At 70.0% G+C, this 13615-nt stretch carries 10 protein-coding genes, 1 tRNA gene and 1 pseudogene; 10 read left to right on the top strand and 2 right to left on the bottom strand.

Annotated features, from left to right (window positions below; genetic code table 11):
* Positions 1–141: 141 nt before the first annotated feature.
* Complete coding sequence (locus ACTWQF_RS01635; RefSeq protein WP_443276334.1) at positions 142–540, bottom strand: DUF3592 domain-containing protein; 399 nt, start codon at positions 538–540, stop codon at positions 142–144.
* A gap of 800 nt (positions 541–1340) precedes the next feature.
* On the opposite strand from ACTWQF_RS01635, the pseudogene ACTWQF_RS01630 reads away from it, so the two are divergent.
* Positions 1341–1683, top strand: a pseudogene (locus ACTWQF_RS01630) (tyrosine-type recombinase/integrase); the annotation flags it as partial.
* A gap of 163 nt (positions 1684–1846) precedes the next feature.
* On the opposite strand, the gene ACTWQF_RS01625 reads toward ACTWQF_RS01630, so the two are convergent.
* Positions 1847–1918 (bottom strand) — tRNA-Arg (locus ACTWQF_RS01625).
* A gap of 151 nt (positions 1919–2069) precedes the next feature.
* On the opposite strand from ACTWQF_RS01625, the gene ACTWQF_RS01620 reads away from it, so the two are divergent.
* From ACTWQF_RS01620 to rpmE, 9 genes are all read left to right on the top strand, one after another.
* A complete protein-coding gene (locus ACTWQF_RS01620; RefSeq protein ID WP_443245262.1) occupies positions 2070–2498 on the top strand; it encodes a response regulator in 429 nt (142 codons plus the stop codon).
* 206 nt (positions 2499–2704) lie between these two features.
* A complete protein-coding gene (locus ACTWQF_RS01615; protein WP_443276332.1) occupies positions 2705–3601 on the top strand; it encodes a DALR anticodon-binding domain-containing protein in 897 nt (298 codons plus the stop codon).
* A gap of 55 nt (positions 3602–3656) precedes the next feature.
* Positions 3657–5048, top strand: coding sequence for a diaminopimelate decarboxylase (gene lysA / locus ACTWQF_RS01610; protein WP_443276331.1), 1392 nt, complete (start codon positions 3657–3659; stop codon positions 5046–5048).
* A 137-nt stretch (positions 5049–5185) separates the two neighbouring features.
* Positions 5186–6484 carry a homoserine dehydrogenase gene (locus ACTWQF_RS01605; RefSeq protein ID WP_443277525.1) on the top strand — a complete coding sequence of 433 codons (1299 nt, stop codon included), beginning with the start codon at positions 5186–5188 and terminating at the stop codon, positions 6482–6484.
* 118 nt (positions 6485–6602) lie between these two features.
* Positions 6603–7682: a threonine synthase gene (gene thrC / locus ACTWQF_RS01600; RefSeq protein WP_443276329.1), complete on the top strand. Its 1080-nt coding sequence runs from the start codon at positions 6603–6605 to the stop codon at positions 7680–7682.
* Positions 7683–8158: 476 nt separating this feature from the next.
* Positions 8159–9175: a homoserine kinase gene (thrB, locus tag ACTWQF_RS01595; protein WP_443276327.1), complete on the top strand. Its 1017-nt coding sequence runs from the start codon at positions 8159–8161 to the stop codon at positions 9173–9175.
* Positions 9176–9578: 403 nt separating this feature from the next.
* Complete coding sequence (gene rho, locus ACTWQF_RS01590; RefSeq protein WP_443276325.1) at positions 9579–11663, top strand: transcription termination factor Rho; 2085 nt, start codon at positions 9579–9581, stop codon at positions 11661–11663.
* Positions 11664–12017: 354 nt separating this feature from the next.
* Complete coding sequence (locus ACTWQF_RS01585; RefSeq protein WP_443276323.1) at positions 12018–13193, top strand: LCP family protein; 1176 nt, start codon at positions 12018–12020, stop codon at positions 13191–13193.
* Between the two features lie 166 nt (positions 13194–13359).
* Positions 13360–13584 (top strand): 50S ribosomal protein L31, encoded by a 225-nt coding sequence (rpmE, locus tag ACTWQF_RS01580; RefSeq protein ID WP_443245127.1) that lies wholly within the window; start codon positions 13360–13362, stop codon positions 13582–13584.
* The last annotated feature ends 31 nt before the right edge of the window (positions 13585–13615 follow it).

Raw genomic sequence — 13615 nt, 5'->3', positions numbered from 1 at the left:
TCATTCGACCGGCATCATCGACGATCTGACCAGCGGCAACGGGTTCTAAAGGGAACCTCGGATCCTCGCGCTGCCACCCGCTATTGACCGCGGCTTATCGACGTGTCGGGCACGCATCGGGCACGGTCACAAGCACCAAGCTCAATGGCCGTTGGAGAGCAACCAGATCGGGAGGGCCGTCCACACGATGCCAATCGTGAAAACAAGCACGGTGCCCCCAATCCGTTTCGAGGAGAGGTCGAGTCGTGCGCTCTTCGGGGCGCCGGAGAGGTAGAGCACCGGGGCCCGACTGCTCACGGGCAGGCCCTTGACCCCGGAAACATTGCACTCGAACTCGTGCTGATTGCCCTGTGCATCAACGAAGTTGACCACCGCGAAGTAGGCGGGCTTTTTTCCCAGGCTCTGCTTGATGCGGTGGCGGACGACCAGGCCATCGGTGCGGATCCCTTCGCGTAGGAGGCGGCGTTGGAGCGCGGCCTCGCGGATGCCGATCCCGATGATGACGGGACCTGCCAGTAGAAACAGCCACAGCAACCACATGGTCGACTTCCCTCCGCATTGCACGGCTCTTCCTGCATCTCCCGTCGTAGGAAGGGACGATGTGCCGAGTTGATGCGGTTCCTGGCGCGAACGCTGGGTCATCGAGCGCACTTGTGGCTGGCCGGCTACCGCCGGGGCTCAATGCCCGCTACGAACAACGATCCCCTGAACTACCTGACGTTTCGTGACCTCGCCGCCGCCCTGTGCGGCTACAAACGCCACCGTCACCTCACCACATAGGACACGCTGTAAGTCGACGCTTCCTCGAAGAAGTCCACTGATACATCAAGCGGGGAAAGTCAGCCACGATGGCGGGAAAGCGTCCGAGCACCTGCACGTGTGCCCCTCAGCCACCCTCGGGCATCAGCCAGCTCCTGGGCTTTTGACCGTGTCCCGCAGACGCCTCCGCTCTGCCCCAGTCCCCACCTGGCGATGGCGGGACCGGCCCACAGACCGCGACGAGACCCGAGCGCCGCGCCACGGGCCTTGTCGGCGTGCCATACCCGGCGGTGTGGAACTGGTCGTCCCATGGGCCGGGCCGCGCTCATGCTGGCGTGCGTCCGCTGGTGTGACGAGTCGCGTTGGGCGAAGCGACCAGGCTTCCTGACCGGGCAGGCGAGTTGCTGTGTCGACCTGCGCGCTGAGCGGTCCGGGGGTGGCGCGAGCAGGGGCGGAGACAGGAGCGGGCGGCGGCCACGGGCCGCCTGAAGACGTAGAGAAAGTCTGAGCCATCGCCCTCCAGAGGGGCTGCGTCAGCTCCAAGTCGTTCGTCCGGCAGAAGCAGTCGGCCTCCGTATCCCGACGAGCGCGGCGGCGTCATCGGCTCGTCGTCGTACTCCCGTACATGGGAGGAAGCGCGCGCCTTGGCCCTCACGCCGGAACAGGTTGCCTCGCCACTGGCCGGTACGCCGTACGACCTGCGGCACGCTGCCCTGTCCCCCTGGCTGAACGCCGGATTGGATCCGGCCGAGGTGGCGGGAGTGCGCGGGCAACAGCGTGGACGTATGGCTGACCCGCTACGCGAAGTGCCTCGACGATCGGCAGCACGTAACCAACCAACAGATCGACGCCCTCTGGGACGACGCTTCTTCTGATGACAGGGACGAGGACGCAAGCGACGACGAGGAGAGCGGCACCGACTGACAACTGAGTGATCAATTACAGAAAACGGGCCCAATCCCATCCCGCAAATACGCCGCGACTACCGACAAACGGCGGCTCAGAGCGGCCTCCCGCCGCACACACGACGAACGCCCCGCACCAACATCCAAGCTGGTCACAGGGCGTTTCAGGTCTTCACTGGAAGTACCCCCGGCAGGATTCGAACCTGCGCACACGGCTCCGGAGGCCGTTGCTCTATCCCCTGAGCTACGGGGGCGTGGCCGTTTGGGCGGCGACAGGTAGAACACTACCAGGTCACTGGGGGTGGGCTGGAACGGGTTTCGGGGGGAGGGCGGGGTGTGGGGTGGAAATGGGCAAAACCCGGACGCAGGTGGAGGGGCGCGCCTACGCTTCTGGATGTGCCAGGTATGTCCGGCCGGGTGCTTGTTGTGGACGACAGCAGCGTCATCCGGCAGTTGATCAGGGTCAACCTCGAGCTTGAGGGCTTCGAGGTGGTGACCGCCGTCGACGGTGCCGAGTGCCTGGACGTGGTGCATCGCGTGCGGCCCGACGTCGTGACGCTCGATGCGGTGATGCCGCGTCTGGACGGGGTGCGTACGGCGGAGCGGCTGCGGGCCGATCCCCGTACGCGGCACCTGCCGCTCGCGCTCGTGAGTGCGTGCACCGAGCTGGAGGGCGGGGGTGTGGTCGGGGAGAGAGGTGTGGACGCGTTTCTCGGGAAGCCGTTCGAGCCCGTTGACCTGGTGCGGATGGTGCGCCGTCTGATGCATGGGAGACCTGGAACGGCCGGGGCGGAGGGGGGCGGTCCCGTCGTCTCCGAGGTCGTCGAACCCTGAGGGCCTGAGCGCCTGAGGGCCTGAGCGCCTGAGGGGCCGAGAGGGGAGGGCGAGCAGAGAGGGAGAGGGTAGGCCTTCGGGGTATCTGCCCTGTGTCGTCGTCCCGCCGCAGTGCGTGACCAGCGCGGCCCTCTTCGAGCACATCGTCGTCCCAGCTGCCGAAACCGGCTCGCGCGGACCCACCCTGCCTCCCATACGCTTGCTCTGTGACCCCCGCCCAGCTCTCGCGCACCATCAGGCACACGCTGCCCCGTGTGCTCTCGGACGATGGGGGCGCGGAGGAACGCTTGGCCGGTGTACGTGTCGTCGTGGAGTCCCCGCCGCGGCGGGGTGGCGGGGATTACGCGACGGGGGTCGCGTTCCAGGCCGCCGCGGCCTGCGGGCGTCCCGCACAGGAGGTCGCGGAGGAGCTGTGCGCGCGGCTCGTACGGGACGAGGACGTGGTGGCGGAAGCCATCGTTGTCGCCGGAGGGTTCGTGAACGTCACGCTGGGGCCCGCTGGCCGGACAGCGCTGGTGCGCACCCTCGCGGAGAGCGGGAGCGGCGCGGAGAGCGGAAGCAGTGAGGGGAGCGGACCGACGGACGGGTCGGATAGCACCGTGCTCCCTGGCCTGCTGGCGGACGAGTCCGGTACCACCGTGCTCCCTGGCCCGCCGACCGACATCCCGGCTCAGGACATCCCACGCTGGGCGGCGTCGACCGGCGAGGACCCCGCGGCGCTCGCGGTCCGTACCGAGCGCTCCAGTTCGCTCTTCCGGGTGCAGTACGCGCACGCGCGGGTCTGCTCGCTGCTGCGTAATGGCCGGCGGCTCGGGCTACGGCCGGAGCCGGAGAGTGCCGTGCCGCTCTGCGCTGCCGGTGCCCGGTTGCTGGCTCTGCTCGCCGACCGGGCGCGGATCACCGAGCCCGGCGCGCTGGCCCGGCACCTGGATGCCGTCGCGGGGGCGTTCGCCGTATTCCATGACGCATGTCCGCCGCTGCCCCGGGGTGAGGAAAAACCCGGGGCCGCCCACCGCGGCCGGCTGGCCCTCGCCGAGGCCACCGGAGCGGTGCTGGCAGGCGGCCTGTCCCAGCTCGGCGTCACCGCACCCGCACAGCTCTAGCGGCTGTGAACCCACAGACTTCGAAACTCAGTAACAGGGACACAGGGACACGATCATGAGCCGTTCCGCACACCCGGCAGGACCCCGGTACGCCGACGTTCTCCCCGAGGGCCACTACACGGCGCCCCCGGCGGACCTCAACTCGCTCGACTCGCGCGTGTGGTCGCAGACCGTCGAGCGCACGCAGGACGGAGCCGTCGCCGTCGGCGGGCTGGACGTACGGAAGATCGCCGAGGAGTTCGGTACTCCGGCGTATGTGATGGACGAGACGGATTTCCGCGCCCGGTGCCGCGCATGGCGGGACGCCTTCGGTCAGGACGCCGATGTGTTCTACGCCGGGAAGGCGTTCCTCTCCCGCGCCGTTGTGCGCTGGCTGTACGAGGAGGGGCTGAACCTCGACGTGTGCTCCGGCGGCGAGCTGGCGACCGCGCTGGCCGCCGGGATGCCCGCCGAACGGATCGCGCTGCACGGCAACAACAAGTCGAACGAGGAGATCCACCGGGCCGTCGAGGCGGGCGTGGGCCGGATCGTGCTGGACTCCTTCCAGGAGATCGCCCGGGTCGCGCACGCCGCGGAGCGGCTCGGGCGGCGGCAGCCGGTACAGATCCGGGTCACGGTGGGTGTCGAGGCGCACACACACGAGTTCATCGCGACCGCGCACGAGGACCAGAAGTTCGGGCTGGCGCTGGCCGAGGGCCAGGCCGCCGAGGCCGTGCGCCGGGTGCTGAGGCTGGACAGCCTGGAGCTCATCGGCATCCACTCGCACATCGGCTCGCAGATCTTCGACATGGCCGGCTTCGAGGTCTCGGCCCGCCGCGTGGTGGGGCTGCTGACCCAGATCCGGGACGAGCACGGGATCGAGCTGCCCGAGATCGACCTGGGCGGTGGACTGGGGATCGCCTACACGCCCGAGGACGACCCCCGGGAGCCGCACGAGATCGCCAAGTCGCTGGGTGACATCGTCACGCGCGAGTGCGAGGTGGCGGGGCTGGCGGTGCCGCGGCTGTCGGTGGAGCCGGGGCGGGCCATCGTCGGGCCGACGGCCTTCACGCTCTACGAGGTCGGCACGCTCAAGGAGCTGGAGGGGCTGCGTACGTATGTGAGCGTGGACGGCGGAATGTCGGACAACATCCGCACGGCGCTGTACGACGCCGAGTACAGCGTGGCGCTGGTCTCCCGGGCCTCCGCCGCGGAGCCGATGCTCAGCCGGGTCGTCGGCAAGCACTGCGAGAGCGGTGACATCGTCGTGCGGGACGCGTTCCTGCCCGCGGACCTGGCGCCCGGCGATCTGCTGGCCGTGCCCGCGACAGGCGCGTACTGCCGGTCGATGGCGAGCAACTACAACCACGCGCTGCGTCCGCCGGTCATCGCCGTGCGGGACGGGGAGGCGCGGACGATCCTGCGGCGCGAGACGGAGGAAGATCTCCTGCGACTCGATGTCGGTTAGCGAGATATAGATCCCACATACTGGACCAGGCGTGGAATCTCCGTTTCGGTAAGTGAGACTTGACGCGACGGAGCGCCGGGTCCGACGGGCCGGACGTCGGCTCGGAAGAGAAGAAGTCGAGAAAAAGAGGTCAGATGATGCGTACGCGTCCGCTGAAGGTGGCGCTGCTGGGCTGTGGGGTCGTCGGCTCAGAGGTGGCACGCATCATGACGACGCACGCGGAGGACCTCGCCCAGCGCATCGGTGCCCCGGTCGAGCTGGCCGGAGTCGCCGTACGCCGACCCGACCGGGTCCGTGCGGGTATCGACCCCGCGCTGATCACCACCGACGCGGCAGCGCTCGCCGCGCGCGAGGACATCGACGTGGCGGTGGAGGTCATCGGCGGCCTGGAGCCGGCGCGGGCCCTGATCACCTCGGCGTTCGAGCACGGTGCCAGCGTCGTGACCGCGAACAAGGCGCTGCTGGCCGAGGACGGCTCCACCCTCCACGAGGCCGCCGAGAAGCACGGTGTCGACCTCTTCTACGAGGCGGCCGTGGCCGCCGCCATCCCGCTGGTGCGGCCGCTGCGCGAGTCCCTGGCGGGTGACAAGGTCAACCGGGTGCTGGGCATCGTCAACGGCACCACCAACTTCATCCTCGACCGGATGGAGTCCACCGGCGCCGGCTACAGCGAGGCGCTGGACGAGGCCACCGCGCTCGGCTATGCCGAGGCCGACCCGACAGCGGACGTGGAGGGCTTCGACGCGGCGGCGAAGGCGGCCATCCTGGCGGGCATCGCCTTCCACACCCGCGTCCGGCTGGACGACGTGCACCGCGAGGGCCTTACCGATGTGACGGCGGCCGACATCGCCTCCGCGAAACGCATGGGGTGCACCGTCAAGCTGCTGGCCATCTGCGAGCGCGCCGAGGACGGCCGCTCGGTGACCGCCCGCGTGCACCCCGCGATGATCCCGCTCAGCCACCCGCTGGCCTCGGTGCGCGAGGCGTACAACGCGGTGTTCGTCGAGTCCGAGGCGGCCGGGCAGCTGATGTTCTACGGCCCCGGCGCCGGCGGCTCGCCCACCGCCTCCGCCGTGCTCGGCGACCTGGTGGCCGCCTGCCGCAACAAGCTCAGCGGCGGCAAGGGCCCGGGCGAGTCGGCGTACGCGCAGCTGCCCGTCTCGCCCATGGGCGAGGTGGTCACCCGCTACCACATCAGCCTGGACGTGGCCGACAAACCCGGCGTGCTGGCGCAGGTGGCCACGGTCTTCGCCGAGCACGGCGTCTCCATCGACACGGTGCGCCAGAAGGGCAAGGAAGGCGCACACGACGGAGCCTGGCTCGTCGTCGTCACCCACCGGGCCCCGGACGCGGCGCTCAGCGCGACGGTCGAGGCACTACGCGGCCTCGACACGGTGCGCGGGGTGGCCAGCATCATGCGGGTCGAGGGGGAGTGAACGTGCCGAGCGCCGACCCCGGTGAGCGGTGCGCAGCGCGAGCAGTACGGCGCGATGGGCAGCGCCGGACAATGGTCAGTAAGGGAGCCAAGGAACAGTGACCGTCATGGAGCCTCCGATGTCACAGATGCGCGCCGCGGGGCGCCCGCAGTGGCGCGGCATCATCGAGGAGTACCGCGACCGCCTCCCGGTCGCCCCCGGGACCAGCCCCGTCACGCTTCGTGAAGGCGGCACTCCGCTGGTGCCCGCCCAGAAGCTCTCCGAGCTGACCGGCTGCGACGTCCACCTCAAGGTCGAGGGCGCCAACCCCACCGGCTCCTTCAAGGACCGCGGGATGACGATGGCCATCACCCGCGCCAAGGAGGAGGGGGCCCAGGCCGTCATCTGCGCCTCCACCGGGAACACCTCGGCGTCGGCCGCCGCGTACGCCGTACGGGCCGGAATGGTCTGTGCCGTGCTGGTACCGCAGGGCAAGATCGCGCTGGGCAAGATGGGGCAGGCGCTGGTGCACGGCGCCAAGATCCTCCAGGTCGACGGCAACTTCGACGACTGCCTGGAGCTGGCCCGCGGGCTGTCGGACAAGTACCCGGTGGCGCTGGTCAATTCGGTCAACCCGGTGCGGATCGAGGGGCAGAAGACCGCGGCCTTCGAGATCGTCGACATGCTCGGGGAAGCGCCCGACATCCACGTCCTCCCGGTGGGTAACGCGGGCAACATCACGGCCTACTGGAAGGGCTACCGCGAGTATCACGCGGACGGCCCGGCCACCCGCACGCCGCGGATGTGGGGCTACCAGGCGTCCGGTGCCGCGCCGATCGTGCGCGGTGAGGCCGTCAAGGAGCCGAGCACCATCGCCACCGCCATCCGGATCGGCAACCCCGCGTCCTGGACGCTGGCCGAGCAGGCGCGTGACGAGTCGGGCGGCTTCATCGACGCGGTGACAGACCGTCAGATCCTGCGGGCCTACCGGCTGTTGGCCGCACAGGAGGGCGTCTTCGTCGAGCCGGCCTCGGCCGCGTCGGTCGCGGGTCTGATCCAGGCGACCGAGCAGGGCAAGGTCGAGCCGGGACAGCGCATCGTCTGTACCGTCACCGGTAACGGCCTCAAGGACCCGGACTGGGCCGTGGCGGGCGCGCCGCAGCCCATCGTCGTCCCCGTCGACGCGGACGCCGCCGCCGAGCGCCTCGGTCTGGCCTGAGCCGACTCCGCGGCCGGGCCCGCCCGGCCGCGGAACCGACCCGGCCCCGCTCCGGTTCGGTTCCGCCATTGGTCCGACCTGGTTGGCCGCCACTGGTCTGAACCGGTTCCGACCGAGTTGGTTTCCCCGGGCCCGTCCCCTGGGCAGATCCTCTGTGGGCCTCATCCGGGCCGATTCCGGTTCCGCGCCTGGTTCCGATTCCGGCTTCGATTCCGGTTCCGCTTCCGGGGGCGGGAACGGTTCGGCTCGGCGCGCTGTACGCTCGCGTACTGCGCGGAAGCACGGTGAGGCTCACGACACGCATCGTGCGCCTCCTGTGCGCCCTATGTCGCCAGTGAACCCACCTTCGATAGGCTGAGTTTCACCCCGACTCCCGTACGTCCCCACCGCGGGTGAGCGCGGAGCCGTGACCGGTCCGGCGCAGCCGCGGTCGAGGGGATGCTCCGCAAACCCAAACCAAGGAGAGTCATCGAGAGATGGCCGGTCCCGCGTTCCGCGCCGCCGCCGTCCGGGTGCGCGTCCCCGCCACCAGCGCCAACCTCGGCCCCGGCTTCGACGCCCTGGGCCTCGCCCTGGGGCTCTACGACGACGTGGTGGTCCGCGTCGCCGACTCCGGTCTGCACATCGATATCGCGGGCGAGGGCGCCGAGACCCTGCCCCGCGACGAGAGCCACCTGCTCGTCCGCTCCCTGCGCACCACCTTCGACCTGCTGGGCGGGCAGCCCCGCGGCCTGGAGGTCGTGTGCGCCAACCGTATTCCGCACGGCCGTGGCCTCGGGTCCTCCTCCGCCGCGATCTGCGCCGGTGTGATGGCGGCCCGCGCCGTGACCACCGGCGGTGAGGCGCGGCTGGACGACACCGCGCTGCTGGAGCTCGCCACCGAGATCGAGGGCCATCCCGACAACGTCGCCGCCTGCCTGCTCGGCGGCTTCACCCTGGCCTGGACCGACGGCGGAGCGGCCCGCGCGCTGCGGATGGAGCCCGCGGCATCCCTCGTCCCGGTGGTCTTCGTTCCGGCGAAACCCCTGCTCACACAGACCGCGAGAGGGCTGCTCCCGCGTACCGTGCCGCACGTGGACGCGGCGTTCAACGCGGGGCGCGCCGCGCTGCTCGTCGAGGCTCTGACGCGCCGCCCCGAGCTGCTGCTGGCCGCCACCGAGGACCGGCTGCACCAGGAGTACCGGGCCCCGGCGATGACGGAGAGCGCCGACCTGGTCGGCAGGCTGCGCGCCGAGGGCGTCCCCGCCGTCATCTCGGGGGCCGGACCGACGGTGCTGGCGCTGGCCGCGGACGAGGGCGAGGCCGACAAGGTCTCCCGGCTGGCGGGGGAGGGCTGGACGGCGAACCGGCTGGCCCCGGACCTGGCGGGAGCCAGCGTCCTGCCGCTCTCCGCACCCGCCCGGACCAGCCAAAACGCAGGTATCGAGGCCGGAGACGGAACCGGGAACGGGACCGGAAACGCACCGGGAGGCACGGCCAGCGGGCCCCGGTGACAGCGGGTTGCGGATCTTTGAGAGGGGGAATGTTTGTTGGATCCGGTAGTGTTAACCTCAAGTCTGCACTCGCAGTCACTTGGGCCCCGCGCAGGAAAGTGCGATGGTTCGAAGAGTGCGGTGCTTGTGTGTTCCCCTGGCAGCGCCAGCAGGGACCACCTCTTCTCCCAGGAGCCTCCCACACTGCTCGGACTGTTGCCGGGTAGGGGCGAACACGCTCCGGAGCCGACGTGAAGGACATCCATGTCGAGGCTTCACGCCGAACCCACGTACTGATCTCCCCGCCGTACATCCAGGCGGGACCACCGCCCCGGCCAGGTCCGCGAACACAGGACCCCAGCCGGACAGCACAACCGGTCGCCGAGCCAGACAGGCCGACGTCCGCTCCAGGGAAGGACCCTTCGTGAGCGACACCACCGATCTGATGGGCGTGAACGCCGATACCGCAGCCGACGGTGCCGCGGCGCCCGCCGCTACGGACGCATCCGCCACGCCTGCCTCCGGTGCCGCACCCAGGCGTCGGCGCTCCGGCACGGGGCTCGAGGGCATGGTTCTGGCCGAGCTCCAGCAGGTCGCCTCCAGCCTCGGCATCAGGGGCACCGCTCGGATGCGCAAGAGCCAGCTGATCGAGGTCATCAAGGAGCGCCAGGCGGGCGGCAGTTCACAGCCCGCGTCCGCCACTTCGGGCAAGGGCGCCAAGGCAGCCGAGACCAAGGCAGCCGAGACCAAGCAGAGCAAGAGCGCCAAGGCCGCCGAGGACGCCAAGTCCGGCGGCGAGGGCGCCGAGGAGGCGAAGCCGAAGCGCCGCGCCACCTCCCGGGCCCGGACCGGCGAGTCCGAGGCCGCGCAGCAGGAGGCGCAGGGCAGCCAGCAGCAGATCGACATCCCCGGCCAGACCGAGGGTGACGCCAAGGCGGCCCAGGAGGGCGGCGGCCGTGCCCGCCGTACCAAGGCCGAGGCCGCAGCAGACACCGCCGAGGGCCGTACGGACGCCAAGTCCGGTGCCGAGGGCGGCAAGCAGGCCGCGCAGGAGGGCAAGTCCGAGCGCGCCGAGAAGGACGGCAAGGGCGGCGGCCCCTCCGGCGAGGGCAAGCAGCAGCAGGACCGTCCCTCGAAGCGCGAGCGCCAGCGCGACCGTGACCGTGACCGTGACCGCGACCGCAGCCGTGGCAAGAGCGACGGCGGCGGCGGTGGCGGCCAGCAGCAGAGCCAGGCCGGCGGCGGCGGTCGCCGGGACGAAGGCTTCGACGACGAGGGCGGCGGCCGTCGCGGGCGGCGTGGCCGCTACCGCGACCGCCGGGGCCGGCGCGGCGGCCGGGAGGAATTCGAGCCGCAGATCTCCGAGGACGACGTCCTGATCCCCGTCGCGGGCATCCTCGACATCCTCGACAACTACGCGTTCGTACGCACCTCCGGCTACCTGCCGGGGCCGAACGACGTGTACGTCTCGCTGGCCCAGGTCCGCAAGAACGGCCTGCGCAAGGGAGACCACGTCACCGGCGCGGTGCGCCAGCCGCGGGAGGGCGAGCGGCGCGAGAAGTTCAACGCGCTGGTCCGCCTGGACTCGGTCAACGGCATGACGCCCGACGACGGCAAGGGCCGTTCCGAGTTCAACAAGCTCACCCCGCTCTACCCGCAGGACCGACTGCGGCTGGAGACCGAGCCGAACCAGCTGACCTCGCGGATCATCGACCTGGTCTCGCCGGTCGGCAAGGGACAGCGCGGTCTGATCGTGGCCCCGCCGAAGGCGGGCAAGACCACGGTGCTCCAGTCGATCGCGAACTCGATCACGCGGAACAACCCCGAGTGCCACCTGATGGTCGTCCTCGTCGACGAGCGTCCGGAAGAGGTCACCGACATGCAGCGGTCGGTGAAGGGCGAGGTCATCTCCTCGACCTTCGACCGCCCTGCCGAGGACCACACCACCATCGCCGAGCTGGCCATCGAGCGGGCGAAGCGGCTGGTGGAGCTGGGGCACGACGTGGTGATCCTGCTGGACAACATCACCCGGCTCGCCCGCGCCTACAACCTGGCGGCGCCGGCCTCGGGCCGCATCCTCTCCGGTGGTGTCGACTCGACGGCGCTGTACCCGCCGAAGAAGTTCTTCGGTGCCGCGCGGAACATCGAGGACGGCGGTTCCCTGACGATCCTCGCCGCGGCGCTGGTGGAGACCGGCTCCCGGATGGAGGAGGTCATCTTCGAGGAGTTCAAGGGCACCGGCAACATGGAGCTCAAGCTCGACCGGAAGCTCGCCGAGAAGCGGATCTTCCCCGCGGTGGACGTGGACGCGTCCGGCACCCGTAAGGAAGAGATCCTCATGGCGCCCGAGGAGCTCCAGATCGTCTGGAAGCTGCGGCGCGTGCTGCACGCCCTGGACCAGCAGCAGGCCATCGAGCTGCTGCTGGACAAGATGAAGCAGACGAAGTCCAACGCGGAGTTCCTGCTCCAGATCCAGAAGAACACCCCGACGCCCGGCAACGGGGACTGAGGCCCGCGGGCCCGGGCCTTCGCCCGGACGGATGACGCGAGGGCCGCTCCACCACACACGGTGGGGCGGCCCTCGCGGTCTGTTTTGGCTGCTGAGAGCTTGCCCACAACCCCTCCCCGCCGGTAACCGGTGTGGGCTCGGCAGGCGAGGGTACGTCGTCGCAGGTAAAACGGGAGCAGTGCCGCGTTGCGGCCCGGTCCGTGCGTCGCTGTCACGTAACGCGCTCCTGGCGCGTGCGGTGACCTGTTGTGCAACCCTTCGGGCGAGACGCAGCGTCCACACAGGACAACGTCTCCATCGGACGACGTCCAGGCAGGACAACGGCGCCACGAGGCAGGACTGAGGGAAGTGACCATGGCGGGCGACAGCTACGAGGGCGACACGGCGGCAGCACGCCGCTCCGGGGGCATACGTGCCTCCGGCCGTCGTCGCAAGCCGCTCAGCGGACGCCGGCGTGCCGTGCGGGCCGCAGCCTGGACCGTCGCGGGGGCGGTCGTGCTCGGCGGGACAAGTCTCGGCTTCGTCTACTTCAAGCTGGACGGCAACATATCCGGCGTCGACATCAACGCGGCGCTGGGCACCGACCGGCCGCAGGACGTACCGAACGGCTCGATGGACATACTCGTGCTCGGCTCGGACAGCCGCGCCGGGGCGAACGCGAAGTACGGCAAGGACGAGGGCGGCGCCCGCTCGGACACCGCGATGGTGCTGCACATCAACGAGAAGCACGACAAGGCCAGCGTCGTCTCGATACCCCGGGACACCATCGTGCAGCGGCCGAGCTGCGAGGGCGACGGGTCGGCGGACGGCAGGACCGTGCCGGCCCAGCAGGCGATGTTCAACTCCGCCTACAAGGTCGGCGGCCCCGCATGCGCCGTCAAGACCGTGGAATCCCTCTCCGGGGTCCGGATGGACCACTACCTCGAGGTCGACTTCGCGGGCTTCCAGCGGCTGATCAACACTCTCGGTGGCGTCGAGATGACCACCCACAAGGCGATCAAGGACAAGGACAGCCACCTGAACCTCAAGGCGGGCACCCACCGCCTGAACGGCGAGCAGTCCCTGGGCCTGGTCCGTACCCGGCACGGCGTGGGCGACGGCAGCGACCTGGGCCGTATCCAGCTCCAGCAGGCGTTCCTCAAGGCGCTCATCGACCAGGTCAACAGCGTCGGCGTCTTCAGCAGCCCCAAGAAGCTCTACGACCTCGCCGACACCGCGACCTCGGCGATCACCACCGACTCCGACCTGGACTCGGTCGGCAAGCTGACCGGCATGGCGAAGATGCTCAAGGGCATCAAGTCCGACGACATCCAGATGACGACGCTGCCGGTCCAGTACGACCCCCAGGACCCGAACCGCGTCGTGCAGATCGACTCCAAGACCGAGAAGGTCTGGTCTGCGATCAAGCACGACAAGCCGGTGCCGAAGTCCGCCACCAAGGGCTCGGCGGGGGACAAGACCGACATAGGCGATGTGGTGCGCGACAAGGCCCAGGCGGCGCCCCGGGCGGAGAAGCAGGCCGGTCGCTGACGGCGCTCGCAGGCGGTACGGGGCGGACACCGGCCGTGGGGAATACCGGGCGCGTCCCCCCGGTTTTGGGGGGTGCGGGAACCAGTGGCAAACTGGACCGTCGGCCCCGGTTCACGGGAAACAACCCGTATCCCGACCCGGTGCCCTCCCGAACCTAGGAGTGACCTTGAAGCGCGACATCCACCCCGAGTACCGCGAGACCCAGGTGAGCTGCACCTGTGGCAACTCGTTCACCACGCGTAGCACCATGCCGGAAGGCATGATCCGCGCCGACATCTGCTCGGCCTGCCACCCGTTCTACACCGGCAAGCAGAAGATCCTCGACACCGGTGGCCGCGTGGCCCGCTTCGAGGCTCGCTTCGGCAAGAGCGCCGGCAGCGCCAAGAAGTAGCGACACCACAGCGCCGGTCCGCGGCTGCCCC

The sequence above is a fragment of the Streptomyces sp. 8N114 genome (assembly GCF_052245835.1).
Lineage (GTDB): Bacteria > Actinomycetota > Actinomycetes > Streptomycetales > Streptomycetaceae > Streptomyces.
This window is presented reverse-complemented; position numbering and strand designations above follow the sequence as displayed.

Bases quoted from the DNA above. Each gene is read 5' to 3' on its own strand.
- ACTWQF_RS01635 (WP_443276334.1), bottom strand. From the start codon at position 540: ATGTGGTTGCTGTGGCTGTTTCTACTGGCAGGTCCCGTCATCATCGGG.
- ACTWQF_RS01620 (WP_443245262.1), top strand. From the start codon at position 2,070: ATGTCCGGCCGGGTGCTTGTTGTGGACGACAGCAGCGTCATCCGGCAG.
- lysA (WP_443276331.1), top strand. From the start codon at position 3,657: ATGAGCCGTTCCGCACACCCGGCAGGACCCCGGTACGCCGACGTTCTC.
- ACTWQF_RS01605 (WP_443277525.1), top strand. From the start codon at position 5,186: ATGCGTACGCGTCCGCTGAAGGTGGCGCTGCTGGGCTGTGGGGTCGTC.
- thrC (WP_443276329.1), top strand. From the start codon at position 6,603: ATGTCACAGATGCGCGCCGCGGGGCGCCCGCAGTGGCGCGGCATCATC.
- thrB (WP_443276327.1), top strand. From the start codon at position 8,159: ATGGCCGGTCCCGCGTTCCGCGCCGCCGCCGTCCGGGTGCGCGTCCCC.
- ACTWQF_RS01585 (WP_443276323.1), top strand. From the start codon at position 12,018: ATGGCGGGCGACAGCTACGAGGGCGACACGGCGGCAGCACGCCGCTCC.